22 protein-coding genes are annotated in these 18943 nt (G+C 65.3%); 4 read left to right on the top strand and 18 right to left on the bottom strand.

Translation table 11 applies throughout. The features are described from left to right. Positions 1 to 160: 160 nt before the first annotated feature. The 3 genes from BXE_RS16110 to BXE_RS16100 are packed head-to-tail and all read left to right on the top strand — an operon-like array spanning position 161 to position 1341. Positions 161 to 478, top strand: a complete 318-nt coding sequence (locus BXE_RS16110) for a type II toxin-antitoxin system PrlF family antitoxin (RefSeq protein ID WP_003290252.1) — start codon at positions 161 to 163, stop codon at positions 476 to 478. After that, the gene (locus BXE_RS16105; protein WP_011489315.1) at positions 478 to 936 is read left to right on the top strand and encodes a type II toxin-antitoxin system YhaV family toxin; all 459 of its coding nucleotides are present in this window, start codon (positions 478 to 480) and stop codon (positions 934 to 936) included. The genes BXE_RS16110 and BXE_RS16105 overlap by 1 nt, the downstream gene beginning before the upstream one ends. A 27-nt stretch (positions 937 to 963) precedes the next feature. Beyond that, positions 964 to 1341, top strand: a complete 378-nt coding sequence (locus BXE_RS16100; protein ID WP_011489314.1) for a DUF3742 family protein — start codon at positions 964 to 966, stop codon at positions 1339 to 1341. Positions 1342 to 1354: 13 nt separating this feature from the next. Here BXE_RS16100 and BXE_RS16095 read toward each other — a convergent pair whose 3' ends face one another. The 16 genes from BXE_RS16095 to BXE_RS16020 form a co-directional block, all read right to left on the bottom strand. Next, the gene (locus BXE_RS16095; RefSeq protein ID WP_011489313.1) at positions 1355 to 2872 is read right to left on the bottom strand and encodes a conjugal transfer protein TraG N-terminal domain-containing protein; all 1518 of its coding nucleotides are present in this window, start codon (positions 2870 to 2872) and stop codon (positions 1355 to 1357) included. A 15-nt stretch (positions 2873 to 2887) separates the two neighbouring features. Beyond that, positions 2888 to 3247, bottom strand: coding sequence for a hypothetical protein (locus BXE_RS16090; RefSeq protein ID WP_011489312.1), 360 nt, complete (start codon positions 3245 to 3247; stop codon positions 2888 to 2890). Next, complete coding sequence (locus BXE_RS16085; protein ID WP_011489311.1) at positions 3244 to 4641, bottom strand: integrating conjugative element protein; 1398 nt, start codon at positions 4639 to 4641, stop codon at positions 3244 to 3246. Before BXE_RS16085 ends, BXE_RS16090 begins: the two co-directional genes overlap by 4 nt. Before the next feature lie 9 nt (positions 4642 to 4650). Then, positions 4651 to 5598 carry a TIGR03756 family integrating conjugative element protein gene (locus BXE_RS16080; RefSeq protein WP_011489310.1) on the bottom strand — a complete coding sequence of 316 codons (948 nt, stop codon included), beginning with the start codon at positions 5596 to 5598 and terminating at the stop codon, positions 4651 to 4653. Continuing rightward, positions 5595 to 6041, bottom strand: a complete 447-nt coding sequence (locus BXE_RS16075; RefSeq protein ID WP_011489309.1) for a TIGR03757 family integrating conjugative element protein — start codon at positions 6039 to 6041, stop codon at positions 5595 to 5597. Before BXE_RS16075 ends, BXE_RS16080 begins: the two co-directional genes overlap by 4 nt. A 158-nt stretch (positions 6042 to 6199) precedes the next feature. Next, positions 6200 to 6694, bottom strand: a complete 495-nt coding sequence (locus BXE_RS16070; RefSeq protein WP_011489308.1) for a JAB domain-containing protein — start codon at positions 6692 to 6694, stop codon at positions 6200 to 6202. A gap of 183 nt (positions 6695 to 6877) precedes the next feature. Then, entirely contained in the window at positions 6878 to 7642 is a 765-nt protein-coding gene (locus BXE_RS16065) for a DsbA family protein (protein ID WP_011489307.1), read from the bottom strand. A 13-nt stretch (positions 7643 to 7655) separates the two neighbouring features. After that, positions 7656 to 10523, bottom strand: a complete 2868-nt coding sequence (locus BXE_RS16060; protein ID WP_011489306.1) for a conjugative transfer ATPase — start codon at positions 10521 to 10523, stop codon at positions 7656 to 7658. Further along, the gene (locus BXE_RS16055; RefSeq protein WP_003290235.1) at positions 10523 to 10963 is read right to left on the bottom strand and encodes a TIGR03751 family conjugal transfer lipoprotein; all 441 of its coding nucleotides are present in this window, start codon (positions 10961 to 10963) and stop codon (positions 10523 to 10525) included. The genes BXE_RS16060 and BXE_RS16055 overlap by 1 nt, the downstream gene beginning before the upstream one ends. After that, positions 10944 to 12362, bottom strand: coding sequence for a TIGR03752 family integrating conjugative element protein (locus tag BXE_RS16050; protein ID WP_011489305.1), 1419 nt, complete (start codon positions 12360 to 12362; stop codon positions 10944 to 10946). Before BXE_RS16050 ends, BXE_RS16055 begins: the two co-directional genes overlap by 20 nt. Next, on the bottom strand, positions 12352 to 13284 hold the full coding sequence (locus BXE_RS16045; protein WP_003290231.1) for a TIGR03749 family integrating conjugative element protein: 933 nt from the start codon (positions 13282 to 13284) through the stop codon (positions 12352 to 12354). Before BXE_RS16045 ends, BXE_RS16050 begins: the two co-directional genes overlap by 11 nt. Then, positions 13281 to 13973: a PFL_4703 family integrating conjugative element protein gene (locus BXE_RS16040; protein ID WP_003460319.1), complete on the bottom strand. Its 693-nt coding sequence runs from the start codon at positions 13971 to 13973 to the stop codon at positions 13281 to 13283. Before BXE_RS16040 ends, BXE_RS16045 begins: the two co-directional genes overlap by 4 nt. Continuing rightward, positions 13970 to 14380 carry a TIGR03750 family conjugal transfer protein gene (locus BXE_RS16035; RefSeq protein ID WP_003290229.1) on the bottom strand — a complete coding sequence of 137 codons (411 nt, stop codon included), beginning with the start codon at positions 14378 to 14380 and terminating at the stop codon, positions 13970 to 13972. Before BXE_RS16035 ends, BXE_RS16040 begins: the two co-directional genes overlap by 4 nt. A 12-nt stretch (positions 14381 to 14392) precedes the next feature. After that, positions 14393 to 14752, bottom strand: coding sequence for a TIGR03745 family integrating conjugative element membrane protein (locus tag BXE_RS16030; RefSeq protein WP_003290228.1), 360 nt, complete (start codon positions 14750 to 14752; stop codon positions 14393 to 14395). A 16-nt stretch (positions 14753 to 14768) separates the two neighbouring features. Then, entirely contained in the window at positions 14769 to 15002 is a 234-nt protein-coding gene (locus BXE_RS16025) for a TIGR03758 family integrating conjugative element protein (RefSeq protein WP_003050225.1), read from the bottom strand. After that, complete coding sequence (locus tag BXE_RS16020) at positions 14999 to 15382, bottom strand: RAQPRD family integrative conjugative element protein (protein ID WP_011489303.1); 384 nt, start codon at positions 15380 to 15382, stop codon at positions 14999 to 15001. The genes BXE_RS16025 and BXE_RS16020 overlap by 4 nt, the downstream gene beginning before the upstream one ends. Before the next feature lie 236 nt (positions 15383 to 15618). Here BXE_RS16020 and BXE_RS16015 point away from each other — a divergent pair, with 236 nt between their 5' ends. Beyond that, positions 15619 to 15972, top strand: coding sequence for a hypothetical protein (locus BXE_RS16015; RefSeq protein ID WP_231401751.1), 354 nt, complete (start codon positions 15619 to 15621; stop codon positions 15970 to 15972). Positions 15973 to 16008: 36 nt separating this feature from the next. Here BXE_RS16015 and BXE_RS16010 read toward each other — a convergent pair whose 3' ends face one another. Next, a complete protein-coding gene (locus BXE_RS16010) occupies positions 16009 to 16758 on the bottom strand; it encodes a TIGR03747 family integrating conjugative element membrane protein (protein WP_003290222.1) in 750 nt (249 codons plus the stop codon). Further along, positions 16755 to 18941 (bottom strand): type IV conjugative transfer system coupling protein TraD, encoded by a 2187-nt coding sequence (gene traD / locus BXE_RS16005; protein ID WP_003290220.1) that lies wholly within the window; start codon positions 18939 to 18941, stop codon positions 16755 to 16757. Before traD ends, BXE_RS16010 begins: the two co-directional genes overlap by 4 nt. Positions 18942 to 18943 lie beyond the last annotated feature (2 nt).

The following is an 18943-nucleotide window of genomic DNA, read 5'->3' as shown; positions in this document are numbered from 1 at the left end:
CCAATGCGGGTTGCAGCGAGCCGGATTGGTGCGTGAAGGCTCGCTGTTCCCCCCCATACGATGGCCCGATTCTTGGACTCTGGAGAGCATCATGAGGGCTAACATTGACACGGTAAGGAAATTTCCTTACCATAGTGGTGTCGCTATCAGGAGAACCACCATGCCTGCCATTCATGAAGTTGCCACGCTGACGTCCAAAGGCCAGATCACGCTGCCCAAGCCCATCCGGCAGGCGCTCGGTGTCGATGCCGGCGGCAAGCTCGCGTTCGACCTGCGGGGCAGCGAAGTCGTTGTCACCCGCGTTGACGCCGAGCACGAGGACCCCGCCATCGGCGCGTTCCTGAGCCTGCTGGCCCGCGACATCGAGGCTGGTCGGAATGTCCAGGGCCTGCCCGAGGACTTGGCTCGTGCCATGCTGGAGCATGCAGGTCATAGCGTGAACCTGGGCGAGGAGATCGACGGCGAAGTGGAACTCTGATGCAACGGCATGGCTGGGCATTGCTGTTCCACGACTGTGTGATCGAGCAGTTGCAAAAACTGCACGGAGCCGCACGGCGCGCGCAAGAGAACGACCCGGAGGGCTTCGAGTCCAACGCCAACGTCAAGCTCTTCAGGGCCTTGAATCAGTTGATATTAGATGTGGTGCCCGGTGATCCGGCACGCGACGAGTACCGCCAGGGCAACACCCTGGGGCCCGCCCACCGGCACTGGCGACGGGCCAAGATCGGAAGGCGGTTCCGGTTGTTCTTCCGGTACGACTCGAAGGCCAAGGTCATCGTGTACGCCTGGGTCAATGATGAGCAGACCTTGCGGTCTTCGGGGAGCAAGTCAGATCCCTATGCCGTGTTCGAGAAAATGCTCGGACGTGGAAATCCGCCAGACGATTGGAACGTATTGGTGCAGGCAAGCAAGCAGGATTGGAGCAAACTGGAATAGGCATTCCTCATGTAGCAGGAGACGACCATGAACACGACAACCCGCATCAGCACCGCAGAACGCCTCGGCCGCAGCGTTGGCCGTGGATGGCGCGCCTATGCGCGCGGCGAGCGAAGGTTGTCGTGTTGGCTCGCCTCCAAGGGGATGCCGCTTGCCGGGGCCACCGTGCTCGTATGGGTAGTGAAGCTGGTCGCGCTGGGATTGCTGTTCTACGCCGCGTTCTGGCTGGCGTTGGTGCTTCTGGTTGGGGTTGCCGCAGCATGGACGGCCAGCAATTCGACGGTCGATGATGATCGCTGGACGCAACCGGACGAACTGCGAAACGGCGAGGCAGGCTTTGGCCTGTATTCGTCCAGCGGTCAGCGGATCGATCCGCACGACCCGAACGATCCGTTCAACGACTGAAATGGGCGACCGATCAAAGCACCTTGCCGGTAACCTTGTTCACGCCTGATCCCGCGCTATCGCGTGCTTCCTTGGAACCGACAGCCAGGTTCTGAGCGATTACCCCGGCTTTTACTCCGACCCACCCAAGAGCTGCCACCCAGAAAGTCGGCAGGACCAAGAACATCGTGCCGGTGACGAACATCAAAAGCATGTCGCCGAAGGCATTGTTCAGCCCCACCAGCGGGTCGAAGTTGGTATGCGGCCGGTTCCAGCCAAAGCCCCACCCGTAGAGCGCATCGAGGATGGTGCTGTCGATCCAGCGTGCGAGCTGAAACCAGAAGTCCGTGAAGAACAGCGCGAACTGGACGGTGCTGACGGTGACGACCATCTTCAGGTCATAGGTGCCAACGACCAGCACTAGCGGAATGCAGATCACGAGCGCCATCTTGAGCAGCGCGAGCACCATGGGCAGTGCTTGGCGCACTACGTCCATTGCCGGGAAGGCGGCGAGAGCCCCAACCGCCAAGCCAACATCGCTGGTGGCACGGTTGACGACATTGGGCAACGTCTTGTCGATCTGACCGCCGTAGTCCGTATAGACGCTGCCTTGGTTCAATTTCTGCTGCCGCGGTGACGCGATGGCGCGGATCACGGAGTCGTCCACCTCGGCCCGGCTCAGGAATCCAGCCCAGCCCGCCAGGCGATTCAGCAGGCTCGGGTCCACTTGCCCCAGCAGCCGCGCGCGCAGTCCGTTACTGCCGTCGGACCACCACTGCTTGCAGGTCGGGTAGCCGCCACCATTGGTAACCTGCGCGAGCCCAGCATCGCGGGTGTCGTCATAGGGCCATGCCTCTCGCGCCGTACTGGAGCGGTAGCTGTCGTAGTAGCCACCTGTGTCCGTGAAAAAGCGCGAGCCGATCCAGGTCACGTCGTGCATCTGCTGCTCATCGAGATCCGGGCGCTGCATGAACAGCTTGGCGCGCGCCGGTCCATAGCAGTCCCGAGAGAAATCCGCCACTTCCTGAGCCAGCACCGGGTCGTCGATACGGGTCGCATCGATCTCCATACGCATCTGCCTCAGATCTGTGCCGCACGGGATCGCAGCCACCGAAGCGCTCGTGACGGCGCGCGAAAGCGCGTGCATGAACGCCCACCAGACCGGAACCTTCGCCGACTGGTTGTTGATGGTGCTGAAGGACTGCGACCAGCCAGTTTGCGCAGGCTGTGGCACGCTGACCTGGCACTGCGCCGAGCGCGAGCTGTCGTACTGGATAGTGCTGAGGTCGACGTCGATGAACGGAATGCCGGCGAACATCACGACCACGATGGCCACAAATACTCGGTTCTCGATGCGCGCCGCCGAGAGCACGCCCTTGTTGCCTTCGTCGGCGCCCTCCGCTCTGGCCTTGAGCCATTCCTGGATGACGATCGCCACAAAGGGCAGCGCAAACACCCCGCTGGACACCAGCACGGCCCAGATGCCGTTGTTGACGATCCAGGACACGAGGGTGAGGTAGTACTCCAGGTAGTCGGTCGTGAAAAGCGTCATGGCCTCGATCTCCCCTCAAGCGGCCTGCATCAACAGGCTGGCTTCGAGCGCCACGATGGCGACGACGCCGGCGACCTCGGCGCGGATCAGCCGACGTCGCGCCTGCGCGTTGTCTTCGCGGGCCAGCAGCCGACGGCGCATCCAGACCCATCCATAGACCGTCGCGCCGTACAGGCACAGCCGCCAGATGAAGAAATACCCTGCGGACGCCGCCAGCCAATGCTCCCAGGCCGCAACACTGCCGACCAAGTAGATGCCGGCGACGTTGGCCCCCACCGCGGCGGCCACGACCAGCACAAGCCACAGCAAGGTTTTCACCGCGCGCCGGCTGAACAGCCAGCGCGGACGCAGCCAACTGGCGTGCATCGGGCTCATGGGTTGCCTCCCGGATTGCCCTTCTGGAGCCGGTCGAGACGGTCGGGGATGGGATCGCCCTCGTAGATGCCGCGCGAGCCTGCCGCACGCGTGCCATGCCGCTGGATGATGGCCATGGGCGAGTTATTCGCCAGTTCGCGCCGTAGCTCCAGTTCGGTCTTGAGGTTGCGGATTTCGCGGTCGAGCGTATCGCTCTCCTTGTTCACGCTCTCCACCGCAAGCTCGTTGGCCGCGACGTTGGGCTCTTTCTTGCCCGTGAGCAGCGTGCGCTGTAGCAGCAGCGCCTTCTCCAGCACTGAGGACAGCGCGACCTCGGACGCCAGGCGCTGCGACAGCAGGTGCTGGTCCGGCTCGTCGCGCAGCGCCTCGATGACGCCGCGGGTGATGGGCAGCGATGCACTGCCAGCTTCGCGCAGGTTCTCGGGCGTCGTGTTCTTCGCCTTGGACACCAGATCCTGGAGCGCCTGCAGCTTGGCGTCGTACTCTTCCTGGATCAGCGGCGTCAGTCCTACGCCGGGCGTCGTCTCGGTTTTGGTGCAGGCATCGCAAGTGCGCTGTTCCTTCTCGCCGAGTACGCGCGTGGCCCACTCGACGGCGGCCTGCGGCGAGGTCCAGGTCTGGCACGAGAGGCTGCTACAACTGGTCGGTGCGATAGACGACGTATCGGTCACGCCGCGGCCGTTGACTAGGTTGTAGCCGGCGCGGGTGACATCGCCGACGACCTTAATCGCGGGCTGACCAGAGCCCCCCGCGTTGCTACCCCCGACCCACGGCACACCGTCATTGCCGCGGCGCGTTTCGGCCTGCTCGATGGCCGAGACCGCATCCGTGCTTGACACCGCATCGCGCAGCGCCAAACCTTCTGCCATCCGGCTCCAGCCGAGCTGGCCGCCCGCTGTGTCGGCCATCTTCTCGGCCATTGCGCGGCACGTCAGCTTGGAACGGTCGAAATCCAGCCGCGCTTGCAGCACGCCATTGGTGAGCAGGTTGTACAAGCCCGGGTCGGCGCGCTGAATGATCAGCGCAGGCAGGGATGCCACGGCGCTGGTGGCGCTCTGGATCACGTTCCCCATGATCTGCTGAAAGCCGTTCGTGATGCCGTTGAGCTGGTTGCGCAGAGTGGTCTGGAGGCTCATGTCGCCGCAGACGAGATTTGAGTTCCAGCCCACGCCCACGCCGATCGATTGCATTCCTGCGGCACGTCCCATGGACACTGCGCTGCCGCCACCGATGGAGTACATGACGTCATCGCCGATGACGCTGCCGCCCGTCTGGTAGCCCAGTTGGCCCCAGGCCACGCCGCTGGCCAAGGCCAGCGCACCAGCCAGCGCCAGAACGATCTTCGTGCGAGGTACACGGGGGGAGAACGGATTGAATGCAGGACGAAACTTCATGGCACCACCTCAGAGGAAATCGACGCTGCCGAGAAACACTTGGCCCCGGCGTTCGCAGCACGCATACGGCCGCCATAGCGCCCAGGCGTAATCGCCCTGCTGGGCCTGGGTCAGGGAGCCGCTGCGCGGGAAGACCGAGCAGGACGATGACAGGACGGGTGTGAGTTCCTGCCACTTGCCTGTCGAGGCATCGCCCTCCATCAGCGCGCCAGCCGGCCAGTAGCCATCGCGGGGGTTGGCAAGCAACGGCTGATAGACGTGGAGTTGCCCGCGGCGCGTGACGACATCGCCTGCGCGCTGGGCGATCACTGCGCCGGTCTTGTGGTCGTCGGTCTGGTGCAGAAAACCACCGCGGGGATACACGTTGCCCCAGAGGTTCATCGTGGTGCGTGCGCCGACCTCGCGCATGCCAGGAATCAGCGCCTCCGGGTAGGCCATCTCGGGCACGTTGTAGCGCCAGGCCAGCGTGTCCAGGGTGCTGAGCAAGTACGGCATGAACGCCGTGCCCGCACCCTCGCAGAAGTAGCCCGAGGACGACACGAACTGGTTGAACACCTCGGCGCCCGGGTGGCCGATGACGTCCGCATTCTTGAACTTGGCGAGGTTGTTTTCGTGGTCCTCGTTCGTCGTTCCGTCCCCGCCGGCTTGGGCGGATGGGTTGGGCGTGCTCATCGGCCGGACTTCGATCCAGGGGTTTTCGCCGGTGTTGCTGTAGCTGGAGACGACCGCATCGGGGATGTAGTGGCGGACCTTGATGGACGTGCGTACCGTACAGCCCGTCCAGGTACAGTAGAGCCAGTAGCAGATCCCGACGACGCGGTATTCGAGGCAGTCTGGAGATGCCACCGAGCCGACGATGGTTGCGGTGTTGAGCGCGTAGCTGCCCGTGGCGCTGAGCAGCAGCACGGACGCCACGCCAGCACGCAGGCGGCGCATCAGGTCGAATGCACGAGTCACGGCTGAGCCCTCCGGTGCTGCTGAACGCGCGCGACGGCGCGGGCCACGTCCGGCTCGCCATAGACCACGTAGCGCTGGTCCACCACGACGGCTGGGATGCTGGTGATGCCCAGGCTCCATGCGTCGGTGACGCCCTGGTATGCGGACGCAATGCGGCGCTGGAGGTCGGCACCGCCACTATTCAGCCGACGCTTGACGACGGCGGCAGCCTGTTCAGAATCGGCGGGGAGTTCGACAGAAAGCTCCGCTTCAATCCGATGCGCTTCGTCCAGCTCGATCAGCCGTTCGCCGCCCATGGTCTTGAGGGGGTGCCGGCTGTCGGTGACGACCAGCACGTCGGCGGCGAAGGTGGCCGGGCAAAAAGCGGCCAACGCCACCGGCAGCGCAACGGCCAGGCCGAGGGTTCGCCAGCGCGGCGAGAACCTGGAAAAAGAAGCTGGCATGTCGCGTGCCCCTGGAAGTTGATCAGGGCCATAGTCAAACGCGAACCGGATGCAGCCCCAACAAACAATGCGCATCACGGACACCCCGCATACCTGCTTGTCCCGCTGCGAAGAAAAACGGAGGCCGAAGCCCCCGCAGTGATCAATGAGGCGATGCGCTACAGCAGGCCGTGCTCAGCGAAGGAATAGGGGTTTCCCAGACCGACGACGATGTGGTCCAGTAGCCGAACATCGATGAGCGCCAGCGCAGCCTGCAATCGCTGGGTCAGCGCGCGATCGGCGTTCGACGGTTCGGTGGAACCCGAAGGGTGCTGGTGCGCGAAGACCACTGCGGCGGCTTTCAGCTCTAATACACGCTGTACGACGACACGCGGATAGACCGCAGTCGAATTGATCGTGCCCCTGAACAGCGGCTCGTAGGCCAACACTTGATGCATGCTGTCCAGGAACACGGCTGCGAACACTTCATTGGGCTCAGCGACCAGTTTTAAACGCAGATAATCCCGCACGGCCGCCGGTCCGCTGAGGCACGGTCCGACTTTGAAGATCCGTCTCTCCAGCAACGCGATAGCCTGCTGGATGATCCAGTCCTCATGATGGGCTGCGACGGCGGAAAGCGACTCCATGCAGGAGTCATTGACGACGAAAGACATGGCGAACCTCCGGAGGGTGAGATCGGAGGGCGCACACCCTGGGAGGGCAAGCCCTCCTGGGATAGAAACAACGGAACAAGGTGCATCCACCACCGCGCAGCGGTGATTGTTCGCGGCCAGGATGCGGAGCGAACGGGTATCGGTCAGCGCGGGCAACCGCGCCGTAGCCTTGAAGACCGAGGACTACCTGGGCATGTCGCCGACAACGTCGGCAGGCATTTCGGCGGTAGGTGTGGCGGCTGGTTCGGCAGCGGACAGCATGTCCATCGCCGACAGCAAGGCATCGCCTTCGATCGGCCCCTGCAGCAGGATGGCCTGGCCCGTCTGGCGATCAAGCAGGCGCAGCGACGGCGTGGCCGTTACACCACTTTTCGTGGCTTCCACGGCCTGGGCATGGATGACTGCATCGGCCCGCTCGCTTGCCATGCACTGTTCGACGGCCGGCGTAGATTCGGGGTAGCGCAGGCCATCGGGCAATCCCTGGCCGTCGCTGCGTGTGTGAGCATAGACCCACTCGACGGCCTGCCAGAAGGCAGCATGCCCGCCAGCTTCGGCGACGCACTCGACAAGACGCGCCTCGGCCGACGCGGCCGGCTCGTGCGCGGCCAACGGCTGGTGGTGCCATTGCAGGACCACATCGGCGTTGCGGCCGACCCAGCGCTTGAGCTGCGGGAAGTACTCCCGGCAGAATGGGCATTCGAGATCCGCATAGAGCGTCAGCGTGAAACGGCCCTCCGGGTTGCCCATCTGCCAGGGAGGCCCGGCCACCTGCGCCGTGCTGACCGGCGTCGGCGATTGCGGTGAGGATTCGCCGGGCGACCGGGACACGAGCCAGATCAGCAGCAGCGCGATCAGCGCAACCGCCAAGGCCCAAGGCCAGCGGGGCCGCCAGTGACGACGACGGAACGCCTGCACCTGTATCGGAATGGAAGGACGTTTCTGTTCCATGGCGTTCTCCGGCTTACGACAGTTCCAGGGCTGGCGACTCGATGCCGCGTGCCTGGTCGATCTTCTCGGCCACCTTGAAGGCCGCTTCCAGTTCGGTGCAGCCGTATTGCTGCATGAGCTGGTAGCGGTCGGCCTTCTCTTCGGGTTCGGTTTGCGCGAGCGCGAGGTAGAGGCTTGGCGGCACAGCGCGGAAGAGCACTTCCATGCTCTTGGAGAGGATGACGCCCTCGGTGAATTTCCCCGCCTCTTTGCGCGCCGAAAGCATCAGCGCCTTCTGCGCGGGCGAGAGTTCGCGGAACCGGGCGATCTTCTCCACCTCGTCCGGCGGCATCGACAGGCAGATCCACCACTCGATCATGTTGAGCATGGGCTCTGCGGCACGCGGCAGGTCGTCGATGTTCTGCGTCGCGAGCCAGAACCAGGCCCCCAACTTGCGCCACATCTTCGTGATCTTGACCACGTAGGGCGCGAGCAGCGGGTTCTTCGTGATGATGTGCCCTTCGTCGGTCACGTTGATGATCGGGCGGCCCAGATACTGGTCGCGCTCGGCGATGTTGTTCACCGTGCTGATCAGGCTGATGTAAGCGATGGAGAGCTGGGCGTTGTAGCCCTCACGAGCGTAGGTCGCCAGATCCACCAGCGTGATGTCGGCTTCGGGCCACGGCGTGCCGTCGCGGTCGAACATTTCGCCGTCCGTGCCTTGGCAGAACATGTCCATCGCGTCTGCCATCTCCAGCAGCCGCACGCGGCGCATCTCGGGCAGTGTCGGGTCCTGGCCCCGGGCGCGCAGCGCATTGCGCACGTCGCGCGTGAGGACCGTGCGCTTCTCGGCCACGCAGTGCTCGGCGGCGTCGAGGATGCACTGGCGGATGAGCGAGCGATCGGCCCGCGTCATCCGGGCTTCTTCCTTGTCTTCGCCGCCCGTGATCATCAAACGCGCCGTGATCTCCAGTTCGCCCAGCACGTCACGCTGTTCGTCCGCCTCCATGGCCGAGGCATCCGGTGGTAGGTCTTCATCCAGCGCATCGGCATCGAGCGTCTGCACGTCGCTTGGCGTCTCGATCAGCCGGCGCGCATCGGCGAATGGCGCGAGGCTGATGCCCGAGCCAGGTGACAGCTTGACCCGGTTTACGGTGAGGCCCAGGCGCTTGGCGAAATCGCTGAACAGGCCGAAGCTGTTGCCGGCTTCCACGATGAAGAGGCGCGGCCGGTAGATGGCCGTGACCTGGTTCAAGAGGTTGTTGAGTGTGGCGCTCTTACCGGAGCCGGTGGGACCGAACAGGAACAGATGCGCGTTCATCTGCCGGTCCAGGCGGTTGAGCGGGTCGAAGGTGATCGGCCCACCACCGCGGTTGAACATCGTGATGCCGGGGTGCCCCGTACCCTGGGCGCGGCCCCACACCGGCGACAGGTTCGCCGCGTGCTGGGCGAACATCAGTTGGGTGTACCACTTGCGCCGATCCTGGCCGGGGTTGTAGCAGCACGGTAGCCAGCGCAAGTAGCTGTTGAGCGGCGCCACCTCGTCGTCCTCGCGCACCGGCTGCAAGCCGGCATTGAGCATGACGTTCGCCAAGTCCAGCCCGCGCCGGTCCAGTTCCGCCTCGTCGCGCCCGCGCAGGTAGAACGCCAGAGTTCCCCGGTAGAGCTTATGCGCGCTGCCGATCAGCGAGCGGGCCTCCTGCACGTCCTTGAGCGTCTGCTCCGACGCCAGCGTCTCTCCCACGGCCTTCTTTGCCAGGTGGTTGAGGTCCGCTTCCAGGACATCCTGCGGTGTGGCAACCATCGTGAGACACATCAGCGTGTCTTCCGGCATCTGGTCGAACAGGGTGTTGATCGCATCGCCCTTGCGGGTTTCGCCGGTCAAGTGCCCCGTGCCGGGCGGCATGCGCAGGCGGTCGGTGATCAGCACGCGATGCGGCATGCCGTCGAAGTGCCAGGTGCCGTGCGCCACGTCGGATCGCGGCTGGCCGAAGAACAGCCGCTGGCTGAAATCACGCCCGCTCGCAAGCTCGATCTCGCCTTCCTCGGTCTCGTCAGGGTAGCGCGCGAGCGCGTAGAACCGCTCGCGGTCTTCCACGCCCGGCCCCAGCAGAGTTGGGCGCGGGTTGAACCAGCGCAAAAGCCAATCGTGAACCCCGGCCGCATCCATGCGCCGAGCCTGGATGCCAGCGTTCGCCAGCCCGCCGCACAGGCGGTCGCAGACGATATTGAGCATTTGTTCTGGCGTCTGGCCGCGGCGGCTCGCCTGTCCGGTGGCCCGGCGATAGACGACCATGCGCACGCGCCGCGTCTGACCCCGCCAGCGCAGCCGCGTGACCACCGTGTCCTCGAACAGCCCGCCCGGCTTGGCCACCGCCCGCAGGTGGTGGCCGAAGAAGCGCAAATAGAACTCCGTGAACGCCGTGCCGCGGGCGCGCGGCTGCACGTAGTCGCGCAGGGTCTGCATGTACTGGTCGAAGCTGGGCTCGTCCTGCGCGTAGAGCTGAAGCACCCAGGGGTTCTCGTCCAGTTCGTCGAACGAGTCTTGCAGCGCGTTTTCGAGCGCATCTCGGGCATGCGCGAGCCAGCCGGGTTCCCGACCTTCGGTGCCCAGCGGCACCAGCTCGTAGAAGGCCGCGACCGATTGCCCGTCCTCCAGCAGCATGGACTTCGATTGGGGCAGAAACTCCACCCAAGGCAGCAGTTCCGTGAAGGACGGCGCGACGTCGTACAGCGCCTGCTCGTCTGCCAAGGTCGCCGGCCTGCGGTCCTGGACCGCCGCGCCGGGTTCAGGGATGCCGGCCTGTCGCAAGGTCTCGACGTGGCGCTGCCAGCCGTCCGGCTGCTCGTCCTCGCCAGCGCCGGATGCGGCCAGCTTCGGCCAGGGGAGTTTCCAGCGCATCAGTAGTCCTCCACGCGCTCGCCCGGCATGGCGTACTGCACGCGCTGGTAGAGGGGGAAGACCGTCGTGTAGCCCGGAACCGGCACGGGGTCCGTGCCCGCCAGATGCGGGTACACGTACATCACCAGGTCGGGATTGGGCAGACGCTGGAACTGGCGATAGACCTCGTTGCGCGCGGTCCGCGTGTAGCGCATCTGCTCGGCGGGCGCGGCCTGCACGTCGGCGTCGGTCAGCGGCCGGCGCAGGCTCTGGCGTGCATCGAGCAATTGCCTGCGCGCCACTTGGCCGGCGCCACCGCCGCCGTCGCCGGCGTTGGTCTGCCAGATGTCCATCATTGTGCTGTCGCCGTGCGGCAGCAGCTTTTCCTTACTGGTGGCGCAGCCGCCGAGCACCGCGACGGCAAGAGCCAGCGCCAGGCCCTTATTCAAGTTCGAGAGCATGGCTTTCTCCTGCGCGGTGATCGACCTTGCGGCCTTCGGGATCGAAATCGATGGCGAGCGGCTTTTCGAGATGGACGGCGACCTTCGCGCCGGGTTGGACATAGACGGCGGCGAAGGCCTGGCCGTACAACTTGTTCACCCAATCGGCCATGTCCCGCACGCCACCGGCCAGGATGCGACCTACGGCTTCGTTGCTGGAAATGCCGACGCTGCCGATGGAACCGTCTGCGCCCACGTAGGACATCTGGCCGCTGTCGCTGTCGATAAGCGAGGCCACGCCCGCACCCGCCGCGGTGATGAGCGCCTGCGAACCGAGGTATTGCTGGGCGTTGCTGCGCCGCTCTCCACTGACGCAAGGAATGCCATACGGGTCGCTGATCCAGCCCAATCCGTCGCGCTGCTGATTGTTCTGCTGGTTGCCGTCGCGGTCTTCGGGAATCGTCCGAATGGTTCCGTCATGGAACACAAAGGTGATGCTGCGCACCTGGCCGCGCACACAAGAGAGCGTCCAGTCGCCCGAGGCAGTGCCGGAAAACACGGCGCCGGCCACATCGGGAATGTCGATGCCGTTTGCCGTGAGGTTGTCGGGGCCGACCAGGACTTTGAACGGATACGGATCGTTGACCGTGCCGTCAATCGGCACGCGGCCGATCAGCGCCGTCATAGCCACCGACCCCATCAGCGTCGAGTTGGTAGGCACCGTATAGACCGGCTTGGCGCTCTTGACGCCTGCGGCGCGGGCGCCCGCGTTCGCCACGGTTTTCGCCGTGGTTTCCAGCGTGCTCTGCGCAGGGCCGAAGCTCGTCGGAAAGCTCGTGCCGCCACCCGTGGCACGACTGCCGTTACGCCCATCAGCGGGCTTAGCGTCGTTCGGCTCGACCCAGCGCACGCCGCCTTCCATGCCTGCCTCGTCGCCGTCACGCAGTCCCAGGCCCACGGGTAGATCGGCGTGGCCGCCGCCACGCCCGCCGATGCTTTCCAAGCGCCGCTGTAGGTCGGCGAGCAGCCCCTCGGTCTGCTGGCGCTCGCTGGCCGCCTGCTGCTGGTCGCGGCGCAGGTTGGAGCGCTCGGATTCGAGGGCCGAATTGATGCGCTGGTCGATCGAGTTCTCGCGTTGGCGCAGGCGCTGGTTCTCCTCGCGCTGGGACTTGTTGTCGGACAGGACCGTCTGAAGCTCGGTGCGCAACTGCTTCACCTGCGCCACGAGCGTCGCTACGGTATCGCGGGGGGTATCGCCCTCGATGCCCAGCGCCTTCATTTCCTCCGGCGTGAGCTTGGCGCCGGCATCCGCGGCGGGAGGCGCAGACGAGCTTCCACCCGAAAACATCCGGATGGCGACGAACAGCACCAGCAGGGCCACGGGGATCATCAACCACTTCAGGAGTCCGTTACTGCGCATGGCGGGACTCCTTGCTGGCGGTGGTGGCCTCGGCTTCGGGTTGCGGCAAATGCGCGGCTGGGTCGAAGCGGTTGATCGCCGGCAGCAGCGACTGGGCAAGGCCGTGCCCGCGCGTCACCAGGTACAGCACGGTCGTGTCCTCGGGCGTTCCGCGCGGGCCGAGTGCTTCGTGCTGGAAGGTGGCGGTGAGGAAGTCGCCTTGCAGCACGCGGGGGTCGAGAGTGATCCAGCCGCCGCTGCTATTGGTCAGGCGCACGGCCGTGACCCACTGGTCTTCCAGACGCCACGACGCGAGCGCGACCGCGCGCACCGGCAGCGTCGGCATCAGCGTGCCGAGGTCGAAGTCGCGGCGCAGGTTCACCCGCATGACGCCCGGTAGCGGCTCCACAGTGCGCAGCGGTGCGTAGAGGTTTTGCGCGGCATAGCGCGTCAGCACGACCGGAACCGGGGTTTCGCGGCGCGTTGCCCGCGTGCCTGTCGGGTCCTGGGCGCGTGCCGGGGCATCGTCGGCATCGCCGGGCTGATCGCCATAGCGTGCCGGGGTGCTGTTGCCCTCGACGATGCGCACCGGCTCCAGCTCGGCTTCCCCGTCCTTGGGCGGCTCGGCCGCAATGTCCAGCAGGATCAGCGCGCCCGTGTCGGCGTCCTGCAGTTGCAGCCGTGTGGGCTCGATCGGCTCGCTGGCGCGCAGGTACACCGCGCCGCCCGCGCTCTGCACCCGTAGGCGTTCGCTGACGCCAGCGGGCACGCCGACGCGGACGTTCTTGTCGATGAACACGACGCGCTCCTGGCCGACCTTCAAGGGCACCGCCAGCGGCATGCGTTCCCAGCGCAGGATTTCCACCGCCTGGGCAGCGGAGGACATGACCACTGCGGCGGCCACGGCCAACAGCCCCGGCAGCTTGAATACAGGGTGCTTCATGGGGTGCTTCCTCCTTGGGGCGCTTGTGGAGACAGGCCGCTTGGCGCCGGGCGCGTTGGCTCCGGCGTACTGATGCGCTGGGGCGTGCCGTCGTAGCAGTCGAGCGCCAGGCCGAACGGGTTGCGCGTCGGATCGACGTCCACCCGCGTGACCTTCACGGGGTAGCGCACGAGGGCCCGCTTGACCTGCTCGGCGCCGTAGTACTCGTCGGCGGTGATGTCCAGCGTCACCACCCAGTCGCGGTCGGACACCACGCGCACGCGCGCCGTGGGGTCGTCGCCATAGCCGCGACCGGGGATTTCGTAGATGCCGCGCACGCGCTGGCGCAGCTCGCCCGTGGAGCGGCGGTAGTCGTAGTCCGCCCGCAGGTAGGCCTGGCACGACGGCGTGAGGTACGGCGAGAGCGTGTGGAGATTGCGTGCGTAGTCCTCTTCACCATTCGTCGGCCAGCGGTTGAGGGTCTGAAACACGTAGAACGTGAACGCATAGACCGATTCGGGCGGCACTTCCCACCACTTGCGGGTACTGCCGGAGCGCAGATCAGGAGGGACGTGGATGGTCAAGTCGCGCGGAGCGCTCCACCAGCCGCCGCCCATGACCAGGGCGACGATGACCAGCGCGCCAGCACCCAGGCGGAGCGTCTTGATGTGCGCCTGCAGATGGGTGATCTCGTTCTTGAAACGGCTCATCGTGACCCCCTTGCTGCAGACCTTCGGGTGGTCCAGAAGCCGGAGCGTGAGATCAGTACATGGCCGCCCACCCAGCCTGCCACCAGCGGGTGGCGCGTGGCGATGCGCCACTGGAGTTGCCGATACAGCCAGGTGTCGGGACGCCCACGCTTGAGGCGACGCAGGATGCCGCCCCCGATGAACACGCCGAAGGCCACGCCCAGCACGACGAACGTGGGTGCAAGCGCGATCGTGCGGAACACCCAGGACAGCGGCGCACCGACCAGCAGGCCGGCGGCGCCGGACAGGCCGCAGCAGATCCACAGCTCGTCGGCGGTGAGGCCGCGCACAACAACGGGATGGCGGTTGAGCCGGTGCGGAAGGAACGTGACCGTCCCGTCAGCACGGACGTGCTGCTGCTCGGACATACCAGCCTCGCCTTACAGGATGCCGGTGGCTTCGGTGAGCAGCCAGATGCCGATCACGAGCAGCACTGCGCCGATGGCGACCGTGAGGCCGAATTGGCCCCAGGTTTTGCGGCCAGTGTGGATTTCCGCGTAGGTCCCGTAGGCGTGGTAGCAGACGCCAATAAACATCGACGCCACAACCAGCAATGCCACGAGCATGATGATGTCGTAGCCGTAGTTGCGGATCGTCTCCATGATGCCGTTGCCGGTGCCACGGGTCGGGTTCTCCAACTGCGGCAAACCCTGCGCGAACGACAGCGCGGGCAGCGCGGCGATGCCCAGGGCCACGGCGGCGCGCTGGGCGAGACGGGAATTGAGGATGCGGTTTTGCATGGTCATGCCTTTCAGGTCAAGAGAGGAGGAAGAAACTCAGGACGAGGTACATCGCGACGAAGCGGATGCAGACGCCGAGGAACTGGCGCTGGTTGAGGCGGCTCTCGGACCACCCCACGTAGGCCGTTCGGATGGCCCAGACGCCCCAGACGAGCAGGACCGCGAACACGACGCCGACCAGGACGGTCGCCATCGCTGAAGGCGCGATGCCGCTGTTGGCCTGAAATGCCGAGACCTGGGCGCCGTTCATGGCTTGTTCTCCACAGTCGTCGGCAGCGATCCCTCGACGGCCCGCTCGGTGCGGTAGCCGCCGGCCAGTTCGGAGGTGTCGCGCGGCTGGGCACGCGACGGGGTAAGGTGGGCCTGGATGCCAGCGCGCATACGCGCTAGATCAGCCAGCAGCCGCGGGTAATCGAAGTGATAGCGTTCGCCCGGCTGGATGGAGGCATGCGCGGCGCTGTCGGCGACGGTGCGCTCCAGCGCGTCGAGCTGGCGCAGCGCGGCGACCAACTCCTGGCGCTGCGCCGGGGACTCGCCCAACGCCATCGGGGACTGGCCCAGCAGGAGGGCCATCACGAGAAAAGTGGGCACGCCGCGATGCGCGGCGCGCAGCCAGGTTAAAGCCACCATCGCGCCATTCCTGTGTGATCAGCAATGGCTTGATCGTGGAGATCAGCGCTGCTTTAGGCTGCAAACAATAGGAACCCGCAGATGACCGGATTCATGGGCTTTCGACACGGATTCGAGGCCCGGAAAGTGCCTATCGGCGCCGTGCTGAACTCCGGGCAGACCGATGGCGAAGATTGGGGAGAGAAATGGAGTTGGGGTACTCTTTCAGCATGGCTATTCCCCGTCCTCCACGCCTCATGCACTACAAGCTCGATGGCCGTCGCTCCGTGCCGTGCGACAGTCTCGTTGAGTGGTCTATGTGGATGGCGGAAGGCGACAGGCGTGTGGCGGAAACATGGATAGATGACGTCCGTATCTCCACGGTTTTTCTCGGCCTGGACCACAACCACGCGCTAGGCGGCGATCCCCTCTTGTTCGAGACGATGGTCTTCGTGGACGGCGAGACGCACGAGATGCGCAGGTACTTCATCTGGGAGGAAGCCGAAGCCGGCCACGCCGAGATGACCGAACTGATCAGGGCCGAAATGGAGGCGGCACAGGTTCGTGCTGCAAAGGCCTGGGAACAGGTGTACGCACGGTTGAAGGTCTGAGCATCGACTACTTCCTGCGCTGCCGGTGGCGAGCACTCACAGGTACTTTTTGAAGCTCCCCGCAGTCAGAGACACCGCCAGTCCCAGCAAGGCGGCGCTCGGCAAGAGGATCAGTAATGGGTGTACCGAGATCGGCAAGGCCAGGTACGTGACCCAGGGCAGAACGGCTATGGGCATCAGGCTGGCTTTCGCACGGTGGTAGATGAAACCCGATTCGCGGCCCGCGCCGAACCGGCGCACGTCCCTGCGCACCAAGCCGTCGATCAGGCCGACGAACGCCGCAGTGGAGATCAGCGGCAACGTGAGCACAAGGACCAGCAGGCGCACAAGGAAGGTCAGCGTCGTGAAGGCCGCGGCGATCAGGTAGCTCTCGGTCCAGACATAGACCTGGCTGATGTAATAGCGGAAGTTGCGCGTCTGCCCGTGGCTGGGCGCACGGGCACGCTCGGCGGTCTGGCTCATGCGTTCCAGCAGTCCCGAGCGCACGAATACCCATTCGTAGCCGGTGTCCACCAGCTCATGCGCCGTGCGCCCTGGCTCCCGCACGACGACGCTGCGCGTGAAGTGGTTGGACAGGTGCCCCAGCTCGTACTGCAACATCTGCTGGGAGTGACGCCAGCCCTGGTCCTTCCAGAACAGGTGCATGCCGACGCATTCCACGACGATGGAGAACAGCAGTGAGCCGATCAGCACCCCGAGCAGCCGGAACGGCAAGGTGATGGTGCCGACGATCAGGCCTTGGCGCTGGTTCTGCTCCCGCTGCGCGGTCGAGGCGGCATCCTTCATGGCGAGGCCTCGTTGCCGGCGCTGTCGTCGGTGGCCACAAGGCCAGGTTCGACCGCAGCAGCATCATCCAGCAGGTCGTCGGGCAAGGCCCCGTCCTGCAGCGCCGGGGAGCTGGTGAACTCCCACCACTGCGTGGCCTCGCTGTAGCTCTGGCGCATGTAGCCCGCGAGTTGTTGCAGATCCTGTGGCATGACCTCATCGGGGTCCGGTGCCGGCAGCGGCATGCGAACCTTCCAAAGTTGGCCGCCCTGCAACAATGCAAAACACTGGCCCTTGGGCAAGCCGACGATGTGCGACGGCTCGATCATCGGCACGCTGGACATGCTGATGCGGTCCTGAGTGTTGGACGTGAAATCCGTCGCCCCGCGAATGTCCGAGCTGTCGGTCGCGCCGCTGACGATGGTGGTCGTATAAACCTCGACCTTCGGTAGTTGCCGGGTCAGCAGTTCAGCGGTCGCGGTCTCGCGCACGCGCAGCATGAACAGGTTGTTGAAGTTGCCGATGACCTGACCGGCCTTGGCGCGGTTGCCAATGCGGGCCTCAATGTCCGAGAGGGTCTGCGTGTACGCGGTGACTTGCAGCCCGGCGCCACCACCTTTGTTGATCAGCGGAATGAACTCGTCACCCATCAACTCGTTGAACTCATCGGCATGGACGTTGATCGGCACGCGCGCGCCGGCCGAAGCGCCCGGCAGGCCATCGTCGATCCCGTGCTTGTAGATATGGCCTGCGACCGAGACGAGATCGCTGAACATCGAGTTGCCGACCGCTGCGGCGACCTCGGCATCGGACAGCGCGTCCAGGCCCACATAGACGATGGCCCGCTTCCTAATGACCTGCATCCAATCGAAGATCGGGCGCGGGTCGGCCAGGTCGGAATAGTTCGGGGCCAGGAGCTGCGCGATCTTGCCGCTCGTGAGTTTTTCCAGCAGAGGCAAGAGGCTGGCGACGATCTTGTCGAAATACGTCTTGTCGTACCGCACGGCAGAGCGCAAACCGTCCAGCACAGGGTCGTAGTTGCGGGCTTGGGACAGGTACTGCTCCAGCGCCACCACGCGCTTCTCGCGCCCGATCATGTTGCGCGGGATGTTCTTCTCGTTGAGCTTGGCCTCGATCTGGACGATCACCTCCCAGGCTTTCGGCTCCGTCTTGGCGAAGTAGTGCTGGGCGTACTCGATGAACAGCGCGTCGATGTTGATGACATGCCGCTGGATCAGCATGTAGTCCGGACGCTGCCCCAGTTCCACCAAGGCGCGGGCGATGATGTTGACGAAGCGCCAGGCAAATTCCCTGAAAGCCGCCGAGTTGCCTTCACCGGAGAGTTGCCCTGCAATGCGGGTCGCCACCTCGCTGATACGTCCAAAGCGCCCCACGGCGTTGTAGCGGGCGGAAATGTCCGGCCAGCCCAAATGGAAGACATAGAACTCGCCCTCGCGGCCCGCGCGTTGCGCCTCGACGTACATCCGCTTCAGCAGATCGGCATCCCCTTTGGGGTCGATGACGATCACGACCTCGTGCTCTCCCGCCGCGTTCTTTCGCCGGATGTCCTGGGTCACGAACAGTTCGGCCAGCCGCGTCTTGCCCACGCGGGTTGTCCCCAAGACCAATGAGTGCCCGACGCGCTCGCCGAGCGGCAGGCTGACGTCCACCTCCTCGGGTTCGATGCCGTGCAGCCGAGGCAGTCCGCCCACGGGCGGCAGCGGGCGCACTGGGTTGAAAGGCACGTCCCAGCCGGTGAGTTTCGGCAGCCGGGAAAGCGGGAACCGCGCGAACTCCAGCCGTTCCTCCAGGCGCCGCGTCAGTCGGTAGGCCGGCGTCGGCTCGACGTAGCGCCGAAACTCCGGCCGGTATGTCTGCATGAGCCTATGGGTGTGTTTCTGCTCCCACAAAAAGCCGCGCCCCACAAACAGACGTTGCTGGCTGACCGGCACGTCCTTGCTGGTCATCACGTAGCGCGGCAGGCGGCGGATGTTGCGCCGGTAGCGCAGGATGACGCGGGCATCGCGGTAGCGGATCGCGCCATAGGCCCCGAACGCCAACGCGCTGCCGACACCCATGGCGGGGCTCAGCGCGAGCGACCACGGGGCCACCAGGGACAGAAACGCGGCGCCCGCACACGCCGCGACGGTATATAGCTCCACCGCTGGGCGAAGCAGCACCTCGACCGGCTGTTTCCCCGACATGG

The organism is Paraburkholderia xenovorans LB400 (assembly GCF_000013645.1).
Taxonomy (GTDB): Bacteria; Pseudomonadota; Gammaproteobacteria; order Burkholderiales; family Burkholderiaceae; genus Paraburkholderia; species Paraburkholderia xenovorans.
The sequence above is the reverse complement of the archived record's forward strand: the minus strand, read 5'-3'. Positions and strand labels throughout refer to the sequence as shown.